This window comes from Citrobacter sp. EC_71 (assembly GCF_019584005.1).
In the GTDB taxonomy this organism is placed as follows: domain Bacteria; phylum Pseudomonadota; class Gammaproteobacteria; order Enterobacterales; family Enterobacteriaceae; genus Citrobacter; species Citrobacter werkmanii.
The window spans coordinates 316,318-338,095 of record NZ_VDAY01000002.1; the positions used below are offsets into that span (position 1 = coordinate 316,318).

Genomic DNA, 21,778 nt, shown 5'->3' on the forward strand with positions numbered 1-21,778 from the left:
CTTTTTTGATTTTATGGTAAATGGTTTGGTTGTATTAATTTCCTTTAAAATCATAGTTATAAAATCACACAGCGGCGAATTTTCACACATGCAAACATTATTTTTTACATTTACTGACAATGGAGCATTGCGTTTTTTAGACTTGTGATATAATTAGCATCATGAAATGAGAAAAAAATAATTAAATATCAATAGATAATGGGCTGAGATATGCTTAAAAAATCGCTAAAGATTAGCAGTCAAGGATATCCAGTCTTTTTAAAACTGGTTGATTTTATCGTTATTAATGTGACGTTAATTTTTAGTGCTCATCTGCTGGGGTTGATGCCATTTAACACCATTGCTATTCTGAGTATTCTGTTCTCCGTCTTTTTTTTATTGTTTGCTGAATATATCAAAATTTATCAGCAAAAGATTAAAACGATTGGTTTGCGTAATCAAAAGCGGTTACTTTTTTGTACGCTGTTGGCTATATTTTTTAACGAGCTGGTGAGTATGACGGTGGCAGAGCCGGAGTCCCTCGGTTACTTAGACAGGCTACCTTCGCCTTTTTATTCTGCCATTATTTACTGGTACTTTATTCCATTACCTTTTCTTTATTACATTCGCTTTTTTATTTTTAAATATTCAACGAAAAAGAGTATGCGCGTGGCGATTATTGGTTTGACCGACAATGGTCTGGCCGCGGAAAGCGCGTTACTGAATGAGTACGCCGATATCAAATTGGATTTGGCTTTTTATGATGAGCGTGCGTTATCGCGCTGTGGCGACATTGTAGATAAGGTTAAAAGCCCCTTTCGTGGCCCGGTGATTAATCTGGTTGAGGAAGCCCGACTGGGAAATATAGACGAAATCTATATCGCTTTACCGATGGTGGCGCTGCATCGCATCCGCCATTTTTTGACCATGATGTCAGACACCACCGTAGATACCTATATTGTTCCTGACTTTTATACCTACAGCAACAATATGTCCAAGCTACGTTCTATCCACAACCTGCAAACCATCGGTATCTTTAGCTCGCCGTTTGAAGGGGCGGGTTCGTTTATTAAGCGGGCGGAAGATTTGGTTCTTGGCAGCATCATTATGCTGATGATTTCGTCGCTGATGTTGGTTATCGCTATTGGTATCAAACTCACTTCTCGTGGTCCGGTGTTTTTCAAACAAGACAGGTATGGTCTGAGTGGGCAAAAAATTAAGGTCTGGAAATTTCGTACTATGCGCGTTATGGAGAATTCCGAGACGGTAATTCAGGCCACGAAAAACGATCCGCGGGTGACGAAATTCGGTAGCTTCTTACGCCGTACATCTCTGGATGAACTTCCGCAATTTATTAACGTATTGCAGGGAAGTATGTCGATTGTGGGTCCCAGACCCCATGCGGTTACGCATAATGAGCAGTACCGCAAACAGGTCGAAAATTACATGATCCGCCATAAGGTAAAGCCTGGCATCACCGGACTTGCGCAGATTAATGGTTTTCGTGGGGAAATCGATGCGCTTTATAAGATGGAAAAACGGGTTCAGTACGATATTGAGTACATTCAAAACTGGTCATTGTGGCTGGATATAAAAATTATCATTAAAACTATTTTCAAAGGATTTGTCGGTAAGAATGCATACTAAATTAATCGTTATTACCGGAATCGTGATAGCGCAGTCCGCATGGGCTGATTTATCACCGAAATCACACATCGGCTTGGCGGGGATCGACTTCCAGGGCAAGGTCGCTGTGGATTATGGTTATAATGATAACGTGATTTATCAGCCACATAACAGCGATGCTGTCGGTTCCTCGTTTCAGAGCGCAGAGCCAGTGCTGAGTATGATCGGCGAGCGCGGTCAGGATAAGTATTTACTGATGTACTCTGGAGATTACCGTAACTATTCAAGCGATTCTGCTGATAACTACACCGATCATTTTTTCCGTTTTAATGGGGCCTGGCGTTATGGACTCATGCATGGCTTAACCCTCAATCTGGAGGATTCGCTTGGGCATGAATCCCGTGGTCGCGGTATTACCGAGGGCTTTTTACCGGGCCAGTTTCAGCAATATGGGATTAAATCGCCACTGACGACAAATTTCATCAACAGTGAAATGCGCTACAGCTACGGTGCGCCAGATGGGCGTGGCAAAGCGGAACTGGCGTTGTTATACAAAAAACTGACTTTCGGTAATACTTCTGATGTACAGGATACCAGTGAGGATTTTTACCATTACATTCAGGAACAGGAATGGCATGAAAATAGCCTGGTCGCGGAAATTTTTGACCAATACACATCCAGAACACGCTTTCGCTATAGCTTTATTACTAACCAGCGTCGCTATGACAACAACTCAGAAAAAGATACTAATGAATACTATTTGCTGTACGGCATGAAATCGCAGTTGACTGGAAAAACCAACGTCGACATGAATATTTCATGGTTGTACAAAACATTTGAAAACAGCGCAAACTCGCATGATTTTAATGGTCTGAACTGGGACATAAAAGCAGAGTGGAAGCCGCTACAACAGTCGGTTTTCACGGCCCACTCGGCGCAAAGCATTAAAGACCCGTCGGAAGTTGGGGGATATATTTTAGTGACCCAGTATGGCATTTCTTACCAGCATTTCTGGTTAGGTAATCGTTTTTCGACTTTGCTGGATTATTCATACACTGCGGAAGACTATAAAAAACAGAACAAGGACCGACATGATAAAGATGGGGTGTTTAGCGTCACAATGAGCTACGACTATACGCCATCGGTTAATTTTGAGATTAAATATCAATTAGATACATTGAATTCGAATAAGGATACTGACTCGTTTTATATCGGTCCCAACGACAACCAGGAAGTTATTAGAACGTTGGGTTATGATAATTCTATGATTATGCTTAAAGCTAAGGTTCAGATCTAAAATGAAAATAATAGAACTGTGCGCGTTTTTGCTATTCAGTATCCTGGTGGCCGGGTGCTCAACGTCCGGCCCAAGATTAATGGACGATCCTGCTGCTGTTCAGCAGGATTACCGGCTTGGGGCGGGGGATACTGTCAATATCGCTGTTCACGGTCAACCCGATATGACGATGCGGTTTATTTTGGATAAGAGCGGGGAGATTAATTTTCCGTTTGTGGGCGCTCTTAAATTAAAAGATAAAACTGTCGATCAAGTGACCAACGAATTAACTCAACGGTTGACGGGAGATTACTTTACCACGCCGATGGTGACGGTGAGCATTGCCGAGTTCCGTAAATACTATGTTTCAGGTGAGGTGAAAAGTCCGAACGGATTTGCCTGGGAGCCAGGTCTTACCGTCGAGAAATCTATTGCGCAGGCAGGGGGATTTACAGATCGTGCTGACCGACAAGATATCAACATTCGCCTGTCTGGCAGCAATCAGCTGCTTGAGAATGTCGATTTAACGCACTCTGTTCATCCTGGGGATGTCGTGATTATTGGCATGGGGTTCTTCTGACGATGAAACTATCTATAGTGGAAAACGGCAAAAAACGAGAAAACACTGTCGAATTCTCCCGCTTTGCCAAAGAGCTGAAAAAGAACGCCTGGAAAATCGCGCTGGCCGGTATCGTTGCCGGGGTCGTGGCATATCCAATAATCAGCATGATGTCCTCAAAGTATGTCTCAACGGCGACGGTACTGATTAAAGCACAGGCCGATAACGTTTCTCCGTTCCCACAGGTTGATGGTTTCGATTCAACGCGCAGTGGTTACTACGAAACGCAATATGCGTTGATGCATTCACGAATTGTGCTTGAGCAGGCCGTCCGCGATATGAAGCTGGATGAAAATCCGGAATTTACCGGGGAAAAACAGGGAGCGGAAAGCAGTGAAAGCCGGCAGTTGAGGATGGAGCAAGCGCTGAAAACGTTGTCGAAAAACCTGAATGTCATCGGTATTCGTACAACGAACCTGGCGTCTATCACCTATGAATCCCCCTCGCCGCTGGTGGCTGCTGACGTTGCCAACGGCGTCGCGCAGGCTTTCATCAACTATACGGTTGAGCAAAAGCGTCTGAAAGTAGAGAAAGCCCGCGAACTGAATTTTGAAAAAATGGAAGAGATTCAGAAGTCGATAGCGAAACAAAAAGAGGAAATGGACAGCTATCTGAAAAACGCCGGGCTGCTGACTTTTCGCGGTATCGATGGTTTTGAAACCGAGCAGTTAAGTATCGTCACCAATCGCCTGGCTGATGCGACCCAGCGTCGCGTTGCCGCTGAATCTGTCTATAACGAGGTGAACAGCGGAGGGCGGTCGGCGGAGAGCGTTATCTCTCAACCTTCGATCTCTAACCACGCCCAGATTCAGGATTTACGTATCGCGTTAATTCAGGCGCAGCGCACGTTGTCTGAACTGCGCAAAGTATACGGGCCGAAAAATCCCGCAATTTTAAAAGCAGAAGCTGATGTCAAGTCGATCCAAAGTCAAACCGGACGGGTACTGGGTGAGCTGAAAGAGGGGTTACGTCAGCAATATCTGGCGGCGCTGGCGGATGAAAAGAACTATCAGCAGCAGGTGGCGCAGCAGAAAGAGATCTTCCAGAAAATGGCCTCAAAACGCGATGCCTGGAACAGCCAAAAGCTGTCGTTAGATAAAATGGAAGATCTGTATAAATCGCTGTATCAACGTACTCAGGAACTGTCGCTGTCCGGCGTGAATGCTGACGCGGTGTTATATGATCCTGCCGTTCCCGCGCTAAAACCCGCGAAACCGAATAAATCCCTCTTGTTGGTGATGGTGGTTCTGCTGGTGGTGGTGTTCAGTATCATGTATTTCATTGTCAAAGCGGCGATGGACAACTCAATCCGTACGTTGAGTCGTATGAAAAAACGCCTGAACGTTACTCCACTGGGCGAAATCCGTCGGTTTAGCGGAACCTCAGGGCGCGCACAGGTTCGCGACATGATCCTCAAGAATCCACTGAACGCCGATATTGTGCACGGTATCCGTACCCGGATTATGTTGGATAATCGACCGTTACAGACGCTCGCCGTGGCGTCGACGGAGCACCGTGAAGGGCGCTCTTTGCTGGCGAGTCTGTTAGCAAATTCCTTTAGTTTCGACCAGAAAACGCTGCTTATTGATGCGGATTTCTTCAATACTGACGGACTCTCATCCGAGCTGGCATCGGCAACGTCCGCAGGCGTAGCGGAACTGCTGCGTGGGGAGACCTTGCTTGAACAGGCGCGGATCAAGCTCAGTGATAATCTCGATTTTATCCCGCACGGGAAGACCACCCTTTCTTCTCTACTTATGTTGTCGTCCGGGCATCTTGAGCCCTTAATGCACGAGCTGAAATCCCACTATCAACGCATCATTATTGATGTGGCTGCCGTGAATCAGAGTCAGGATGTGCAATTGATTAAACGTGCCGTTGATGGCGTTATTTTCATCGTGAAAGCCGGCTCGGGTTCGGCGGGGCATATAGCCAACGCGCTGGATAAGATCGAGGAAAATGATGGCGTTGTGATTGGCGCTGTGCTGAATGCGGTTGAAGAAAAGGACCTTGAAACGCAAGAGGGTCTGCGCTCACTGAACTTCAGTACCGATCAACTGATGACGACGCCAGGCCGAGTATGAGTCTACTGAAGAGCGCCTCCACGATAGCCGGTTCATCAGTCATCTCACAGTTGATTGGTGCGCTGTCTATCTGGTTGATCTCACATAAGTACGATATGGCTGAAGTGGGGCTTTATGCGCTCAACTACAGTATTGCCGTGGTGGGCGCTCAGGTCTGTACCTTTGCATCACAGCTTTTAATTCCTAAACAGCAGGATGATGAACTGGTACAGAATGTCGTGTTTTGTCTGATACAAAGCACGATTATTGCCTTACCCTACGCCGTATTGACCGCGTGGTTGTTCCACCAGAGCATATTGTTCCTCTATTTACTGACGCTTGCTACGGCGTGGGTTCTCATCTCGGAAAACCTGTCGCTGCGCACAGCTAACTTTCGTTTTCTGATCTTCCAGCGCATTTCTGTTTCTGTGGTGGTATTACTTTCGATACTGGTTACGCATCATGTGCAGCTGTTTTATTGGTCGTGGGCCTGTGCGACGATGGTACTGACGGTAAGCTGTATATTGCATTCGTTTGATATTCGTTCGGTGGCGGTCCAGCATTTACGACCCGCCAGCAACTGGCATTTTTTTAAACAGAATATTCATCACATTACTAAAGTCGGTAGCGCTGAGGTGTTGGCGATGGCTAGCAGCAATTTGCCGATTATGCTGATTAACTTCTGGTTTTCGGCGCTGACAGCCGGTTATTTTTCCGTGGTCAGCCGCTTCTGCTTGGCGCCGGTGGTGATCATCGGGAACGCGGTACGTAATACTATTTTTTCCAAGTGGTCTATCGATTTTAGAAATAACACCTTTAATTATCAGGAATATACCCGGGTACGGATGCTGCTGCTGGTGTTGGGAGTTATCTGTACTCTTGGCGTGTTTATTTTCTATCCGATTGTGATGCGCCTCGGTTTTAGCGAAGACTGGATTAACTCCATTGAAACGTCTCGCTACATGCTACCCTACCTGTTCCCGGCGCTGGCGATAAGCCCCCTGACGGTCATAGAGCTAATTTTTGGCTCCCATCGCTATTTTCTGCGCATCCAGTTGGAGCAACTGGCGATTGTGCTATTCGCTTTTGTCGTGACGCCCTATTTTTATAAAGACTATGCAACGTCGGTGATTTTGTTTTCTTCACTGACATTTATTCGCTACGCCTTTATTTATTTGAAAATGAACAAGCGGGCTAATCTGCTGAAAGACAGGCCGGTGATACTATGACGCTGAATACCGGATATTATTTACAAGGTTATACCTTCGTTACGCTGATCCTGTGTGGCCTGGTGCAATACTTTACCGGCATACAGTCGGTGCTATGGATCCCCTTTTTTCTGACCCTGTTGATGGTGGGATTATTGGTGATGCAGACGCGGGATGGCTCGCTGCGTCTGGATGCGCAGGAGACGATAGTGCTGGCGCTGTATTTCTCGTTCCTGATACTGGCCGGGGCCTCAACTCTGATTCAGGGCGGGATCACCGTCGCGATTGTGGCCTTTAAAAATGAAATTGCGCTGTCGCTGGTGATGATCTGCTTGCTGCTGGGATTTTGCCGGGAGTCGCAGATTTATCGCGTGACTCGCTATTTATACTGGGTGTTTTACGCGCAGATCCCGGTCATGATTTATCAGGTTTTACTGGTTGTTCCCCAGCGTGTCGCGGTGCGTGGTGAAGATGAAAAATGGGATTCCGTGGTGGGTACCTTTGGCGGCGACCCGATGGGGGGAGGTAACACTGCCGCGATGGGCCTGTTTTGCCTGCTGATTATGCTGTTAAAGGTCTCTGAGTATAAGCACGGACTGACCACGTTTAAATCCATGGCGTTGCACATTGTGCTCGGGATCGGGCTGTGCATTATTGGTGAAGTAAAGTTCGTTATCCTGCTATCGCCTCTATTCCTGGCGTGGGTGTGGATCTCACCGAGCTACGTTAAAGATGTTAGTAAGGTTAATCTGAAGACGTTGTTGGTTATTGTGGCGGGGATGTTGCTGCTGATTAGCCTGTCGATAGTTATCCTTGCATATTATTATTCTACTGCGTTTGGCGGCGATCCGTCGAAAAGCGCGTTGAGTATTTTTATCGACTCTTTGAGCTATATTTTTGACCCGAACTACATTATGTCTACCGGGGAGTTAGGGCGCTTTACGACTTTCCTGTTCTGGCTAAAAAATAATGATCTGTGGGGACTGTCAGGAACGTTATTTGGCTATGGACTCAACGCCACTAACAGCGGGAGTACGGTATCGCCGGGCTTTCTGAATATTATTTATAACTTAATCCTCGACTCGACTTCTCTGAGTATGCTGCTGTGGGAAGTGGGTGTGATTGGCACGTTAATCTTCATTAGCTTATTTATTTATATCCTGAAAATATGTCAGCCCAAGCCTTTACTGATGCTTGAACAACTGGACCCGCAGGATCTTCAGTTGTTGAGCTTTGCTCCGGCATTTAATGCTTTTGCGATTGCTTGCTTAATTAGCTTACCTTACAGCCAGATACTGATGATTACACCGATGTTACAATTCCTGTTCTATTTATCACTAGGATCAAGTTTAGTGATTCGTCGAACCGTCCTTCGCTGCGTAGGGTAATTGTATGGACAATAAACCGTTTATTTCAGTGAGTATCAAAACGCTCAATGAATCTGAATGTATTGAGAAAACAATTGATAGTATCCGTAAACAGCTTGTTGATTATCCACATAAAATTATTGTGGCAGATAGTCTGTCAACGGATAACACCCAGCAGTTGGCGATCGATAAAGGGGTGACTGTGGTGTCATTAACCGATCCAGGCGATCGTTGCTGTGGTGTCGGACATCAGTTGGGTTACCTTTATAGTGAAGGGGAATATCTGTTGCTGATGGACGGCGACATGGAGCTGGAAGAAGGATTTGTGGATCAGGCTGTCGCGTTTTTGCAGGCGGAACCGGAATACGCTGGCGTAGCGGGAACCGTCGAAATGGACGATGCCGTTAACTATGAATTTAAATCGCGTAAGCAACGCATTAATAAAATCTATCCCGTAGGGGATAGCGACCATTTAGGCGGCGGGGGGCTATATCGCCGCTCCGCCATTGAGAAAATTGGTTATCTCACCAACCGTAATCTGCATGCTTATGAAGAAGCTGAACTCGGCCTGCGTTTACTTGACGCGGGTTATAAATTACGTCGTCTGAATATTCCGTATTTTATTCATACTTCGCATACCATGCCGACCTTTCAGATGCTGAAGCATCGCTGGAAAAGCGGATACTATCAGGCTCCGGGCGAATTTTTACGTTGCGCCTGGGGAAAGCCTTATTTCATTAAAGCGTTAAAAATGGTTAAAAACGAGGCGATTTTTGCTGTTTACCTGGTTGCCTTGTTCATTGCGGCGGTGACCTTTAATCTCGAAATTTTCGATATCGCATTTCTGCCATTGCTTGCCTTTGTGATACTGAAAACCGTACAGAATCGGTCGTTACTGAATGGCCTGCAAAGCGTGATGAACTTAGCTGTGCTTTCCGCGGGGCTTGTTAAAGGGTTAACACATCCGCTACGCGATCCGTTGACTCCGCCTGACAGTAAAATCATTCATGAATAACTAAGGCAGACGCCATGAAAGTTTTATTAGTAAATAAGTTTTTTTTCATCAAAGGCGGCGCGGAAACGGTTTATTTTCAAGAGCGCGATATGCTGAAACAGGCCGGAGTGCAGGTGATTGATTTCTCGATGCAGCATGAGAAAAATTTCCCTTCGGACTATGCGGATTATTTTGTCAGCAATGTGGACTACCACCAGGAAAGTAATTTGTTGGGTGGGCTCAAAACGGCGGTTAACTTTATTCATAATTCGCAGGCCTGCAAAAAGATGCTGGCGTTATTGCAAAAAGAGCGCCCGGATATCGTTCATTTTCATAATATCTATCACCAATTAACGCCGGCGCTGATAAAAGTTGCGCGCAATTTTGGCTGCAAAACGGTACTGACTGCGCATGACTATAAGATTGTCTGCCCTACGTATTCCATGTTGCGCGACGGCAAAGTGTGTGACTCCTGTATCACCGGCACGGTTTTTAATGCTTTCAGGTATCGTTGCCAGGAAGGTTCCGCCTCAAAAAGCTTATTGCTCTCTCTGGAGGCAACCTGGCAATACATTGCGCAAAATTACCAGGCGCTGGATGTGATCGTTTCGCCGAGCGTTTTTTTACGCGGGGTGCTGCTGCGTACGCTGCCGAAGTCGCGCATTGATGTGATCGTCAATGGCGTAGATGACAGTCGTCCTCTGGATGAGGCAAGCGATGAAGGCTATATGCTGTTCTTTGGTCGCCTGAGCCGTGAAAAAGGGGTGGCAACGCTGTTGGCGGCACATGAGAAAATGCAGAACAAAGCGCCGTTGAAAATTGTGGGCCACGGCCCGCTACATGACGAGTTAGTCGCCAAATACCCGGATGTTGAATTTTTAGGTTATGTGCAGCAAGGGGAAGCCCTTGATAAGCTTATTAAGCATGCACGGGCGGTAATCCTTCCTTCTGAATGTTATGAAAACTGTTCCATGGCGATATTAGAGGCGATGTCCCTGGGCAAGCCGGTGATTGGATCGCGCATTGGCGGGATCCCGGAACAAATTCGTGACGGTAGTGAAGGGATTTTATTCGAGCCGGGCAACGTGCAAGCGTTGGCGAATGCGATGGAGACGCTGGCCGACTCGCCAGAGAAAGCGCGGGTTATGGGGTTACAGGGTCGGGCGCGGTTAAGTGAAAAATATGCGCTAAGCAAACATATGGACACCTTGCTGGCGCTGTATAAAGAACTGCTTAGCAGGCCCTAGTATGAAAAAAATAACGGTTTTTGGCACACGAGGTATTCCGGATGTGTTGGGCGGCGTGGAGACTCACTGCCAGAATCTTTATCCTGCTATTAAGCAGCAGCTCGATGTTGATATTTGTGTTATCGCTCGCTCACCGTATGTAAATTACAAACGGTCAACGTATAAGAAAGTCGAAACCTATGCGCTGTGGGCGCCCAAAAAACGCTCGCTGGAAGCGATTGTGCATTCCGTTTTAGCGGCATTGAGGACAGTTTTCGACCATTCGGATATTGTGCATGTGCATGCTATCGGACCGGGCCTTGTGATTCCATTATTACGCGTCCTGGGCAAAAAGGTCGTTTTTACCCACCATGGGCCTGACTACGATCGTCAGAAATGGGGATTCATTGCCAAAAAAATACTGTTGCTGGGTGAGCGCTGGGCGGTGAGATACGCCCACGAGGTGATTGTGATTTCTGAGGTGATTAATCAACTGATCCAGAAAAAACATGGTCGCTATGACGCGCATTTAATTCACAACGGCGTGAATGAGCCGCGGTTGTTATCTGAGCTGACTATCGAAAATACGCTCTCCCGCTTTGGGCTACAGCCGAAAAATTATCTTGTGGTGGTTGGACGATTTGTAGAAGAAAAAGGGATGCATGACGCCATCGCCGCTTATCAACATAGCGGTTTGACCCTGCCGCTGGTGTTAATTGGCGATGCAGATCATCCGACCGAATACAGCATTCGCCTCAAAAAGCTGGCCGCCGACACGCCTGGTGTGGTGATGACCGGATTTTTACGCGGTGATGAACTGCAGGCGGTATTTTCACAGGCGAAACTGTTTGTGATGCCTTCATATCACGAAGGTCTACCTATTGCGCTGCTGGAAGCGATGTCCTTTTCTCTTCCCGCTGTGGTCAGTGATATTCCGGCTAACCTTGAAGTTCAGTTACCTGTCGCAGCCTATTTTAAGGTCGGGGACGTGAACAGTCTGGCCGGGAAATTAACCCAGTGGGTGACAGCCAATCGTGTGGACTATCGTGTATATTTGCAAAACTATAATTGGCATGAAATCGCCAAAAAGACAGTCAACGTCTACCACTCAATTGATAAAGATATAGGTTAATTTTGACCAGTCCTCAAAATCGTCCCCCCGTCATCGAACGGTTCTATGCTCACCTTGATGAGCAAATAGCGGAGGAGTTGACCCCGGAACAAAAAGCAGGGGTGGAAAACGCGATCCTGGCCTCGACATTGGCTGCACGGCATCAGATTGATATTCGCCGGAGTTTTCCTTTTTTCAGTAAACGTTTTTATCTGGTTTTTTTGTTTGGCAGAGATTTACGCCGCCAGCATCGCCAGGAATCGACCTTGTCGCGGATCTTGCTCACTTTTTTGCTGTTGATCGCCGTGCTGTTCGTCACCTGCTGCATATTGCTGACGCTGTATATGATCAAATCAGCGCTAGGTATTGATGTATTCCAAAATTTTCACGTCGGTATTTGGGACTGGTGGTTAAACCTGAAAAAACACTAGTGTTATTAAACCTGCGAGGGCGTTACTGCGATGAAGTGTCAATGGGTTTCTGCGCTGTTGGGTATGTTCCTCCCGCTGTCGGTGATGGCCGCATTAACGACCGTAACCCCCAAAGCATTGACGGGGCCGTTGACCAACCCGGGGATTGGCGTTGCCAGTTTTCATCAGGGATACGGTGAAACGCTGAGCCTGGCGGATTATCCCAATACCGGGTTCGAGTATGAGCGATTTTATTGGCGAGATTTGGAACCTGTTGAAGGGCAGTACAATTTTGCGCTGGTGGATGATGCCTTTAGATACGCTGCGGCGCACCGTCCCGCGATGAATGTCGGGCTACGATTTATGGCGCTTGCCGACCCGGCGGATGGCACTAAAATTCCCGACTGGCTGATTAAAAAAGGCGTAAAAGGAACCTGGACGTCTGATAATAAGACGTTTGTACCGGATTTAGATGACCCACTGTTTATCGAATACAGCCAGCGTCTGCTCAACACATTGGGTCAGCGCTACGATGGTAATGAGAATCTCGCTTTTGTTGATATCGGCATGGTGGGTTCGTGGGGCGAGTGGCATAACAGCAACTTCCCCGATCTGAAGCCACTCCTGGAGCGATACACCACCGGACAGTTGGATCGCTACGTTGCGATGCACTTTTCTGCCTTTCCCAAAACGCCCAAAATTATGCTGATAAGCGGTGGGCAAAGCCTGGCAAATGCGGTGGCGCGTGGGGCCGGGTGGCGAGCGGACTGTTGGGGTGACCTGCGCGTGTTTTCAGACGCCTGGAATCATATGCAAGATGATTACCCGCAGCGATTACTGGCAGCGCAGCAAAGTTATGCAGGGTTTAACGATGCCTGGAAACGCGCGCCAGTGAGTCTGGAAATCTGTTCGTATATGCAGGACTGGAAGAATTCTTTTCATTATACGCGCGCCGAAGTGCAGGGGATTTTTGACTGGGCGTTCAAACAGCATGCCAGTACTATCAACCTGAAATCGAGAGCGATACCCAGCGATTATCGACCGATTGTCGATGATGCGCTGACCAAACTGGGCTATCGATTTCGCTTAGCATCCCTGAGCCATGAGGCCGTGTGGAGCGGTGGACACACGCTGACGTTGAACAGTACCTGGTATAACGATGGTGTGGCACCTATCTACCTGCCCTATACGCTGGCATTTCGTGTGGTAGACAGTGCCAATAAGGTGGTGGCGCAGGGTAATGCGGCGGATGATATACGACGTTGGCTCCCGGGAATTCATCAGGTCAGTTATGCGCTGCCTATGCCAGGTCGACTGGCGAAAGGGCAATATGCGATTGAGGTTGCGATGCTGGATAAATCCGGTGCGGCGAGAATTAACTTTGCCAATGAAGGGAAGCAGAGCAGCGGCTGGTATCGTGTATCAACCATAACGTCACGCTAGCCCGGTAAAGCAACGAGCCTGGTGACCAGGCTCGTTGCTGAGAACATCACAGGTTATAACCATTCGGGTTATTTTTTTGCCAGTTCCACGTGTCGCGCATCATGTCATCAAGGCTATAAATAGCCTGCCAGCCTAACTCTTTTCGCGCCAGAGAAGGGTCTGACCAACACTCGGCAATGTCCCCAGGTCTTCTGGCGGCAAACTGATAATTAATTTTTGTTTGCGCTGCTTTTTCAAACGCCTCAATAAGGTTAAGCACGGAATACCCGACTCCGGTACCGAGATTAATCACTTTGTAGGCAGCGCCTTTGTTCTGGCAATCCAACGCGGCTAAGTGGCCGGTCGCCAGGTCCATAACGTGTATGTAATCACGAACGCCGGTACCGTCGAAGGTTGGATAGTCATTGCCGTATACCGACACGGTTTCAAGTTTACCAATTGCGACCTGGGAGATATACGGGACCAGATTATTAGGAACACCGTTAGGATCTTCGCCAATTCGACCCGATGGATGGGCACCGGCCGGGTTAAAATAGCGCAGGCAGGTGATGCGAAAATCGGGCTGTGCGCGTGAAAAATCTGCCAGAATCTGTTCGACCATTAATTTAGACGTGCCGTACGGATTGGTCGTACCGCCCGTGCGTGATTGCTCGCTTAGCGGCACGCTTTCCGGATTACCGTATACTGTGGCCGATGAGCTAAAAATAAAACGATTAACGCCCGCGGCCAGCATCTCATCCAGTAATACCAGCGTACCAGTGACGTTGTTTTCATAGTAGGCGAGGGGTTCTTTTATCGACTCTGAAACCGATTTGAGTCCCGCAAAATGAATGACATCAGTGATGTTATGGCGGGTGAAAATGTGCTTTAAGGCCTGCCGATTCCGAACGTCGGCGATATAGACAGTCGGTTCCCTGCCGGCAAGTTCCGCGACTCTGTCCAGCGAGACTCGAGAAGAGTTCGACAGATTATCAACGACAACGACATCATCGCCTCTTTCCAGTAGTGTTAAAACAGTATGTGAACCAATATAACCTGCGCCACCAGTGACAAAAATTGCCATACAGACTCCAGATTTATGCTATCAAAACGGGTTTTGATTCACGCCACTACCATAGAAAACTTGCTATTGGTGAAGTCTGGTAAGGTTGTAGTTACGATATCTCACCATACATTTGTAAGATATTTTTTTAAGTATAGATAAAAAACTGAACTTGTTTATTTTAGTGTCATAAACAATATAATTATTTGAGAAGTTTAGTGTATGGACACCATCACTGTGGTTGATCGAGGAATTGATTTTCTCGATCAGGCTTTCATCAAATACAGTATTGCTTAATGTGACTAATTCTTTGATGTAGATGGATTTTCCGTAGGTTTCAGGCGTGCATTCTTGGGTGAGGAAGTACATTTTGTTATCGACAAGGTAGGGCGCACCCGCTCCCCGATGGTGATGGTTGCTCACCTTCAATGAGGGGGCAATCCGCTGCCACTGCCCATAGATATTCTCAGCAGAGTGAATAATAATTTCATTATCCATTGTGGTGGATAAAAGATAACAGGTTTCATTAATTGTGAGAAACACATTATCTGTTACTTCAGTATCCGATATTAAGACTTTGATTTTCTTCCAGCGTACCGGGAACTCTACCGACTGAAACAGTATGACTTCTTTTCTTTCTGAAGACTCGGGGATCATGAATAGCTGATCGTTGATATGAATCAGGAAAGGGAATGACAAATGACACTTTAAGTCGTCAAAGCCCTCAAGTTTAACATCATCGATTTCAGTCAGTTCACGATCCAGAATACGGCATCTTAGCGTACCTTTCGAGTTTCGAAAGCTAAAAGCTTCATAAAAAACATACAGTTTATCGGCCTTTTCAATAATAAAAGGGTCGGCCTGAAACGTATATTTCTTTTTTAACTGCTGGGCAGCAGTTTTACTCAGTATTTCCAGAGTATTAGCGGGGAATAAGTGTGAGCCATGATCCTTTAGAATCATGATGTCCCATGACTCATGATAGAATAACATTTTTATCATTCGTTTTATTTTCGCTAGCATTTGCGCATACTCCTTGTTATCGCCTGCAACTTGAAAAAATGCCTATAGGGACAGCCGTTTTGCAGGTCACTACATGTCATTTGCCGCAATGTTGAATGAATGCGCGATGACTGATGTAGAAATATCTACGCCTATCTTAAAAACTAGTTGCAGATGTTTTTTTGTCGGTAGCACAAAAGTAGGAAAAAATGTCCAGAGCATCCTTGCTCCAGTGGAGGGGTTACTCGAAATGCACCTGCGGGTTGTCAGCAAGGGAAACGTAGGTTTTGCTGTTTTTATCCAGGGTACGAATTTCACCACTTTCGATGTCATACACCCAGCCATGCAGACGCAGCGCATTATTTCGCAGTCCAACAGCTACTGAAGGATGCGTTTTAATATTGTTCAACTGCGCAATAACGTTCTCTTCCACCATGGCGTTAACTTTATCGATGGGGTTATCCCAGGTTTTTTTCTCAACCACGGCTTTGGCGGCATCGGCATAGTGCAGCCAGTGAGCCACTGCGGGCATCGGATCCAGAGGCTGGCTATCAGCAATGGCTTTCATCGCGCCACAGTTGGAATGACCACAGATGACGATATCCGTCACGCCAAGTGCAACTACCGCATATTCGATAGTGGCGGAGACACCACCAGGTTCGGGACCGAAAGACGGTACGATATTGCCGGCGTTGCGAATAACGAAAAGCTGCCCCGGCTCTTGCTGGGTCACCAGTTCCGGCACCAGACGGCTATCGGAACAGGAAATGAAAAGCGCTTTTGGATTCTGGCTGGATGCCAGGCTGCGAAAGAGTTCCTTACGTTGAGGGAAAATCTCTTTTTGGAAGTTGAGGAAGCCCTCAATGATATGTTGCATAGCAGTGTCTCTTTTTTCTGTTTGAACAGGTTATGATGAAGATCACACTTTCCAGTTTAACACCAGCCGACAGAAGGGAAAGACTTTATAGCAGTTTTGCAACATTTCTGGCTAATTTTTCTCCAGCGTAGTGAGGGCGAAATGAGATACGCGTTCTGCCGTTCCTGAGTTAACAGATGGCGGGGGTAAACTTCAAATGCGGGCATTCGCAGACTTATGCCTGGCAAAAAGCCATCGCTTTTTTTGCCAATAAATCGGAGTTATAGCGATAGCCAGTCATCATGGAATACCTTACATTTTTATATGTATCCACATCTTAAGGAATCATCATGTCCAGACTCCGTACTTTAGCAACGGCTTTAGTCGCCGTTGCCGCGATGACGATGTGTGCCACCCCTGTATTCGCTAACCCCGGTAACGGCAACGGGAATGGTAACAGTGGCAACCATGGCAACAGCGGAAACAAGGGTAATAGTGATAACAGCCAGAAAGGAAACGCCGGTCAAAAAAATAATTCACATGCAGAACAGCGTAAAAATTATGGCAGGCCGGATCATGTGGATAGCGACATCAGCTATAACGTGGCCAGGCAGTATGCTGTCAGATACGGTTTGACGGGGTATAAATCACTGCCGCCAGGTATCGCCAAAAATCTGGCGCGAGGAAAACCGCTTCCTCCGGGGATCGCTAAAAAGAGCGTCCCAGCCTCAATGTTGAATCAACTGCCGTATTACCCTGGCTATGAATGGCAGGTCGTTGGCGACAATTTAGTGTTAATTGCACTGAGCACGGCGATTGTTACTGCTGTTATTAATGGTGTGTTTGATTAAGTCGCCAGGGAATTGATTTGCTCTGTTGTACCTGCCGGACGCCCGCATTACGCAGGCTTTTTCGTTAAGTAAGATGGGGGTCATAACCCGTATAGCTTTATTTTTCGATAAAGCGTGGCAATGCTGATCCCCAGTTCAGTCGCTGCCTGTTTTTTTCCCTCCACGCTTGCGCCAAATCGCTGGATGACATTTTCAATGGCCTCCCTTTCCGCTTGCTTTCCCTTATTAGCAAGCTGCTGAGGCTGGGCTGTCATCGACGTTTTTCTGCCGTCAGCTGCGGTGAGCAGGTAAGGAGGCAGATGGCTGGCGTTGATCCCAGCGGCTTCCCCGCGCATCACGAAAATATATTCGATGACGTTACGTAATTCACGAATGTTGCCAGGCCAGTGCCAGGCATAGAGGCGGTTGATGACGTCATCGGGGAGCTTTTGCGACGGTCGCTGATAACTGACCGAAAACTCATCGGCAAAATATTGCGCGAGAACGGCAATATCTGCTCGTCGTTCGCGTAGAGAGGGAAGAACCAACGGGACCACGTTCAGGCGATAGAAAAGATCTTCGCGAAACTGATTATTCTCCACCATGGCGTTAATATTTTTGTTGGTCGCGGCAATAATTCGTACATCAATATTGATGGTGTTGTTAGACCCGACGCGAGTGATCGCCTTTTCCTGCAGAACCCTGAGCAGCTTAGCCTGCAGATGAAGCGGCATATCGCCGATCTCATCCAGAAACAGACTGCCGCCGTTGGCCAGCTCAAATTTTCCCACTCGGCCTTTGGGGTCGGCCCCGCTGAATGCGCCGCGCACATAGCCAAACAGTTCGCTTTCCAACAACTGTTCGGGAATGGCAGCACAGTTGATTGTTACGAAGGGGGCGGCTTTACGGGGGCTGCTCTGGTGAATGGCAAATGCCACGACCTCTTTTCCTGAGCCACTTTCGCCGGTAATGAGCACACTGGCATAGCTGTTGGCGATTTTACCGATGGTGCTTCTGAGCTGTTCCATCAAGGGGGAGTGACCAATCAACCGCACCTGGGTGTCGGCCTCATAAGGCGATGGAAGTAGGGTGCTCAGGTAGTCGTGCGCGTCACGAAAGATAATCATGGTCAAGCGATCGTTATCCAAAGACGAGAGCGAAATTTGCTTGCACAGCACATGGTATTTCTGACCTTCGAGCGTCAGCCAGGCCTCCTCATCGCCATACAAACTGTCCCCGGTTGTTTCAATGGTCAACGGTAATCCCTGAACCTCGCGATTGAGAATGCGATCGGCTGAATGGTTGGCATGCCAGACAAGACCATGACCATCGATTGCCACGACGCCGCGGTCCATGGCGTCGATCAGACGGCGAAAAGCGCCCAGCGTTTCCTGCGCGCGTAAACGTTCCAGACATTCAAAAACCTTACTGGAAATCATCACGGCTATTTGCTCAATGAAAGTAACAAATTTCTCAATCTGGCTCAGGAGAGTGTCTCGCTGCGCCTGGGTTGAGCAAATAATCCCGATCACCCCAATGACGCGATTGTTGAGAAAAATTGGTGCGTTCAAATCCAGCATTTCAGAACAATAGTGGTGTTTTTCACATAACTGACACAGCGGATGTTCGCCAGGATTTTTGATCAGTACCGTTTCCCGCACCTGCAAAACGTGGCGGTAGATATAGCCATTTTTTGCCACGTTTTCATTGAGCATATGCCGGTATTTACCGGTGCCAGCGATGCGCATTAAAGATTCATCAATGATCTCAACATCCGTTCCGGTGATGCCAGAAATAGCATCGGCATAATTGCATATATCATCCTGAATATTGCTGAGTACTGAAATCATGCTACTTCTCCGGCGTGTGTCGCATTTATCATGAAAAGTGATAAATAGGCGAACTAATCCCAAAATGATTTGCGAAAAATCAATCTACTGCTCTGTTTTAGTATGTTTTTTTTTATTTTATCTTCCGCGATCACACTATTTATTAATTATGAGAATTTATCAAAATGAAACGATAAACTAACACGATGATATTTTTGGCTGCAAATCTTTTCTTCTGTCTATTTAATTGAAATTTAAGTATTTATTAAATTATTTATAAGATTTTACTCAATTAATAAAAAGCTGGTAAGCATTTTGCTCTATTGGCATTACCGATAGCGGAAATATCTCTGTATGACATCAATTGCAGGGAATGGATTACCAGCACAATGAGGTTTTATGATGCAGGAAAACTTATCATTTTTTATCAACCAGACATCGTTTACCGAACATCCGAACGCGCCATTGGCTCCGTTTAGCCGCCAGGAGTTGGTCAAGGCGTTGAATTTTCATCGGTCTATTCCGGGATATTCCCCAACGCCGTTGTATACGCTGCCGGCACTTTCACAAAAACTGGGCGTAAAAAATATCTACCTCAAAGATGAGTCGCAGCGTTTTGGCCTGAAAGCCTTTAAAGCGCTGGGCGGTTCCTATGCGATGGCGTGCCATATCGCAGAATTAGTCGGTAAAGATATCAGCGAATTACCGTTTGATGTGATGACCAGCGAAGAGGTGCGCCGCGATCTGCAAACCGTTACGTTTGCTACCACCACCGATGGCAATCACGGTCGCGGCGTTGCCTGGATGGCGCGACAGCTGAAGCAAAATGCCGTGGTTTACATGCCAAAAGGCTCTTCGCAGCAACGTCTGGCGTCTATCCGTAACGAAGGCGCTACCGCTGAAATCGTCGATATGAACTATGACGATGCGGTTCGCATGACCGCAGAACAGGCGGAAAAGCATGGCTGGATTGTGGTGCAGGATACCGCCTGGGAAGGGTATGAAAAAATCCCGCAGTGGATTATGCAGGGCTACGGCACGCTGATGCTGGAGGCGATCGACCAGCTGCATCAGGTTGCGCCGACGCATATTTTTGTTCAGGCAGGTGTTGGCTCGTTTGCCGGCATGGTTCAGGGGATGGTGACAGCGGCATGGGGAGAAAATCGCCCGAAAGTGATCGTCGCCGAGGCGTTAATTGCCGATTGTCTCTACCGCTCAGCCCGCTCGAAAGAGGGTGATGCCATAGCGGTGGGCGGAGATTTGCAAACCGTGATGGCTGGTCTCGCCTGCGGTGAGGCAAATAGCATCGGCTGGAAGCTGTTGCGTGATTATGCCACCGCATTTGCCTCCTGCCCGGATGAGGTTGCGGCGCTTGGCATGCGCATGTTGGGTAATCCGCTGGCAGGCGATCCGCAGATCGTTTCCGGTGAGTCCGGGGCGGTGACGACCGGCCTGCTGTCACTGTTGATGTCCTCACCTGAACTGGCGCAAACGCGTGCGCAACTGGGACTGGATGAGCATTCCCGCGTGTTGTTGATAAGTACTGAGGGTGACACTGACCCACAACAGTATCTGGATATTGTCTGGGGCGGTCAGTACCCAGGCATCAACAAATAATTTCCTGATTGAGAATAAGAACGGAGAAACCCATGTTATCTGCAAACCGTATTGAAGAAGTGATTAAAAACTGTCAGGCGCTAATCCAACAAAAAAGTTATTCCGGTCAGGAAGGGGAAGTGGTTAATGCCATAAAAACAATGATGCAGCATTACCAGTTCGATGACATCCATGTTGATAAGTACGGCAACATTGTTGGCGGTATCGTGGGTAATCAGCCTGGGAAAACGCTGGTTCTCGATGGGCATATTGATACCGTGCCGGTGAACGAAGAGAAGTGGACCCGCAACCCGTACGGCGGTGATATCGAAGATGGCAAGATTTATGGTCGCGGTACGACCGACATGAAAGGCGCCGTGGCGGCAATGATCTCCGCCGTGGGTTTTTTCGGCCAGGACAATCAGCGCAATTTTGCCGGGAAAATCTACGTTGCCTGCATCGTGCATGAAGAGTGCTTTGAAGGTATTGCCGCTCGCCTGGTCAGCGAGCGCTATAAGCCAGACTACGTAATCATCGGTGAAGCTTCCGAGCTAAACCTGAAAATTGGCCAGCGTGGCCGTGCTGAAATTGTGGTTGAAACGTTTGGTAAACCTGCGCACTCCGCCAACCCGCAGGCAGGGATTAACGCGGTGTATAAAATGGCGCAATTGATCGACAAAATTCGCACCATTACCCCGCCAACGCACCCGGTACTCGGGCCTGGCATTCTCGAACTGACCGACATTAAATCTTCGCCGTACCCGGGGGCCTCGGTCGTGCCGGATTACTGCCGCGCAACCTACGATCGCCGTTTGCTGGTGGGCGAAACCAAAGAAAGCGTGATTGCCCCGCTGGAAAATGCCCTTGCAGAATTCATCGCGCAGGATCCGCAATTTAAGGCCCGTGTCTCCTACGCGGTGGGTCAGGAGTCTTGTTATACAGGTGCCACTATTGAGGGAGAGCGCTTCTTCCCGGGCTGGGTGTATGACGAGTCGGACGAATTCGTGCAGGCCGCTCTGGCTGGCGTTCGTGAGGCCGGGTTTAATCCGAGCATCACGCAATATTCATTTTGCACCAACGGTAGCCACTATGCGGGCGAAGCGGGAATTAAAACTATTGGCTTCGGACCTTCGCGTGAAAATCTGGCGCACACCATTGATGAGTATATCGAGATCGATCAGTTAACCGGTTCGGCCAGCGGCTATTACAGCATCATCCAGACACTCTATCGCCAATAAAAAGAACGATAAAAATCCTCTTACCTTACAGGCGGTGCCGCGCAGCGCCGCCGCAATGGAGAA

General features: G+C 47.6%; 18 protein-coding genes. 14 read left to right on the top strand and 4 right to left on the bottom strand.

All coding sequences use genetic code 11. The annotated features are described in order from the left end of the window. Positions 1-210 precede the first annotated feature (210 nt). Genes FHD02_RS03320 through FHD02_RS03370 form a run of 11 tightly spaced genes read left to right on the top strand, consistent with a single transcriptional unit; the run spans position 211 to position 13,322 of the window. A complete protein-coding gene (locus FHD02_RS03320; RefSeq protein ID WP_220393565.1) occupies positions 211-1,626 on the top strand; it encodes an undecaprenyl-phosphate glucose phosphotransferase in 1,416 nt (471 codons plus the stop codon). Then, positions 1,616-2,902, top strand: coding sequence for an outer membrane beta-barrel protein (locus FHD02_RS03325; RefSeq protein ID WP_220393566.1), 1,287 nt, complete (start codon positions 1,616-1,618; stop codon positions 2,900-2,902). Before FHD02_RS03320 ends, FHD02_RS03325 begins: the two co-directional genes overlap by 11 nt. A gap of 1 nt (position 2,903) precedes the next feature. Next, positions 2,904-3,461, top strand: a complete 558-nt coding sequence (locus FHD02_RS03330) for a polysaccharide biosynthesis/export family protein (RefSeq protein ID WP_165408572.1) — start codon at positions 2,904-2,906, stop codon at positions 3,459-3,461. Positions 3,462-3,463: 2 nt separating this feature from the next. Further along, complete coding sequence (locus FHD02_RS03335) at positions 3,464-5,584, top strand: tyrosine-protein kinase domain-containing protein (RefSeq protein ID WP_220393567.1); 2,121 nt, start codon at positions 3,464-3,466, stop codon at positions 5,582-5,584. Then, the gene (locus FHD02_RS03340; RefSeq protein ID WP_042313188.1) at positions 5,581-6,792 is read left to right on the top strand and encodes a lipopolysaccharide biosynthesis protein; all 1,212 of its coding nucleotides are present in this window, start codon (positions 5,581-5,583) and stop codon (positions 6,790-6,792) included. Before FHD02_RS03335 ends, FHD02_RS03340 begins: the two co-directional genes overlap by 4 nt. Then, complete coding sequence (locus FHD02_RS03345) at positions 6,789-8,159, top strand: hypothetical protein (RefSeq protein WP_061382307.1); 1,371 nt, start codon at positions 6,789-6,791, stop codon at positions 8,157-8,159. Before FHD02_RS03340 ends, FHD02_RS03345 begins: the two co-directional genes overlap by 4 nt. A gap of 4 nt (positions 8,160-8,163) precedes the next feature. Next, on the top strand, positions 8,164-9,153 hold the full coding sequence (locus tag FHD02_RS03350) for a glycosyltransferase family 2 protein (protein ID WP_042313193.1): 990 nt from the start codon (positions 8,164-8,166) through the stop codon (positions 9,151-9,153). Positions 9,154-9,167: 14 nt separating this feature from the next. Then, complete coding sequence (locus FHD02_RS03355) at positions 9,168-10,379, top strand: glycosyltransferase family 4 protein (protein ID WP_137361178.1); 1,212 nt, start codon at positions 9,168-9,170, stop codon at positions 10,377-10,379. Between the two features lies 1 nt (position 10,380). Continuing rightward, complete coding sequence (locus tag FHD02_RS03360) at positions 10,381-11,490, top strand: glycosyltransferase family 4 protein (RefSeq protein ID WP_079226115.1); 1,110 nt, start codon at positions 10,381-10,383, stop codon at positions 11,488-11,490. 2 nt (positions 11,491-11,492) lie between these two features. After that, positions 11,493-11,900, top strand: coding sequence for a membrane protein (locus FHD02_RS03365; protein ID WP_042313200.1), 408 nt, complete (start codon positions 11,493-11,495; stop codon positions 11,898-11,900). Positions 11,901-11,930: 30 nt separating this feature from the next. Continuing rightward, positions 11,931-13,322: a DUF4832 domain-containing protein gene (locus tag FHD02_RS03370; RefSeq protein WP_137361177.1), complete on the top strand. Its 1,392-nt coding sequence runs from the start codon at positions 11,931-11,933 to the stop codon at positions 13,320-13,322. 46 nt (positions 13,323-13,368) lie between these two features. Here the strand turns inward: FHD02_RS03370 and galE are convergent, their stop codons facing one another. From galE to FHD02_RS03385, 3 genes are all read right to left on the bottom strand, one after another. Continuing rightward, a complete protein-coding gene (gene galE / locus FHD02_RS03375) occupies positions 13,369-14,385 on the bottom strand; it encodes a UDP-glucose 4-epimerase GalE (protein WP_137361176.1) in 1,017 nt (338 codons plus the stop codon). Positions 14,386-14,448: 63 nt separating this feature from the next. Then, positions 14,449-15,387 (bottom strand): hypothetical protein, encoded by a 939-nt coding sequence (locus tag FHD02_RS03380; protein ID WP_220393568.1) that lies wholly within the window; start codon positions 15,385-15,387, stop codon positions 14,449-14,451. 220 nt (positions 15,388-15,607) lie between these two features. Continuing rightward, positions 15,608-16,243 carry a carbonic anhydrase gene (locus FHD02_RS03385; protein ID WP_038632863.1) on the bottom strand — a complete coding sequence of 212 codons (636 nt, stop codon included), beginning with the start codon at positions 16,241-16,243 and terminating at the stop codon, positions 15,608-15,610. Positions 16,244-16,572: 329 nt separating this feature from the next. On the opposite strand from FHD02_RS03385, the gene FHD02_RS03390 reads away from it, so the two are divergent. Beyond that, a complete protein-coding gene (locus FHD02_RS03390; protein WP_220393569.1) occupies positions 16,573-17,073 on the top strand; it encodes an anti-virulence regulator CigR family protein in 501 nt (166 codons plus the stop codon). An 80-nt stretch (positions 17,074-17,153) separates the two neighbouring features. Here FHD02_RS03390 and FHD02_RS03395 read toward each other — a convergent pair whose 3' ends face one another. Further along, a complete protein-coding gene (locus FHD02_RS03395; RefSeq protein WP_061382300.1) occupies positions 17,154-18,902 on the bottom strand; it encodes a sigma-54-dependent Fis family transcriptional regulator in 1,749 nt (582 codons plus the stop codon). Between the two features lie 381 nt (positions 18,903-19,283). Between FHD02_RS03395 and dpaL the strand changes: the two genes are divergently transcribed. Next, the gene (dpaL, locus tag FHD02_RS03400) at positions 19,284-20,498 is read left to right on the top strand and encodes a diaminopropionate ammonia-lyase (protein WP_220393578.1); all 1,215 of its coding nucleotides are present in this window, start codon (positions 19,284-19,286) and stop codon (positions 20,496-20,498) included. Positions 20,499-20,530: 32 nt separating this feature from the next. Further along, positions 20,531-21,715, top strand: a complete 1,185-nt coding sequence (locus FHD02_RS03405; RefSeq protein ID WP_137397675.1) for a YgeY family selenium metabolism-linked hydrolase — start codon at positions 20,531-20,533, stop codon at positions 21,713-21,715. Positions 21,716-21,778 lie beyond the last annotated feature (63 nt).

Excerpts from the sequence above, each read along its gene's own strand:
- FHD02_RS03325 (WP_220393566.1), top strand. The coding sequence starts at position 1,616 with ATGCATACTAAATTAATCGTTATTACCGGAATCGTGATAGCGCAGTCC.
- FHD02_RS03370 (WP_137361177.1), top strand. The coding sequence starts at position 11,931 with ATGAAGTGTCAATGGGTTTCTGCGCTGTTGGGTATGTTCCTCCCGCTG.
- FHD02_RS03395 (WP_061382300.1), bottom strand. The coding sequence starts at position 18,902 with ATGATTTCAGTACTCAGCAATATTCAGGATGATATATGCAATTATGCC.
- galE (WP_137361176.1), bottom strand. The coding sequence starts at position 14,385 with ATGGCAATTTTTGTCACTGGTGGCGCAGGTTATATTGGTTCACATACT.
- FHD02_RS03355 (WP_137361178.1), top strand. The coding sequence starts at position 9,168 with ATGAAAGTTTTATTAGTAAATAAGTTTTTTTTCATCAAAGGCGGCGCG.
- FHD02_RS03385 (WP_038632863.1), bottom strand. The coding sequence starts at position 16,243 with ATGCAACATATCATTGAGGGCTTCCTCAACTTCCAAAAAGAGATTTTC.
- FHD02_RS03350 (WP_042313193.1), top strand. The coding sequence starts at position 8,164 with ATGGACAATAAACCGTTTATTTCAGTGAGTATCAAAACGCTCAATGAA.
- FHD02_RS03345 (WP_061382307.1), top strand. The coding sequence starts at position 6,789 with ATGACGCTGAATACCGGATATTATTTACAAGGTTATACCTTCGTTACG.
- FHD02_RS03380 (WP_220393568.1), bottom strand. The coding sequence starts at position 15,387 with ATGCTAGCGAAAATAAAACGAATGATAAAAATGTTATTCTATCATGAG.
- FHD02_RS03340 (WP_042313188.1), top strand. The coding sequence starts at position 5,581 with ATGAGTCTACTGAAGAGCGCCTCCACGATAGCCGGTTCATCAGTCATC.
- dpaL (WP_220393578.1), top strand. The coding sequence starts at position 19,284 with ATGCAGGAAAACTTATCATTTTTTATCAACCAGACATCGTTTACCGAA.
- FHD02_RS03360 (WP_079226115.1), top strand. The coding sequence starts at position 10,381 with ATGAAAAAAATAACGGTTTTTGGCACACGAGGTATTCCGGATGTGTTG.
- FHD02_RS03320 (WP_220393565.1), top strand. The coding sequence starts at position 211 with ATGCTTAAAAAATCGCTAAAGATTAGCAGTCAAGGATATCCAGTCTTT.
- FHD02_RS03335 (WP_220393567.1), top strand. The coding sequence starts at position 3,464 with ATGAAACTATCTATAGTGGAAAACGGCAAAAAACGAGAAAACACTGTC.
- FHD02_RS03405 (WP_137397675.1), top strand. The coding sequence starts at position 20,531 with ATGTTATCTGCAAACCGTATTGAAGAAGTGATTAAAAACTGTCAGGCG.
- FHD02_RS03330 (WP_165408572.1), top strand. The coding sequence starts at position 2,904 with ATGAAAATAATAGAACTGTGCGCGTTTTTGCTATTCAGTATCCTGGTG.
- FHD02_RS03390 (WP_220393569.1), top strand. The coding sequence starts at position 16,573 with ATGTCCAGACTCCGTACTTTAGCAACGGCTTTAGTCGCCGTTGCCGCG.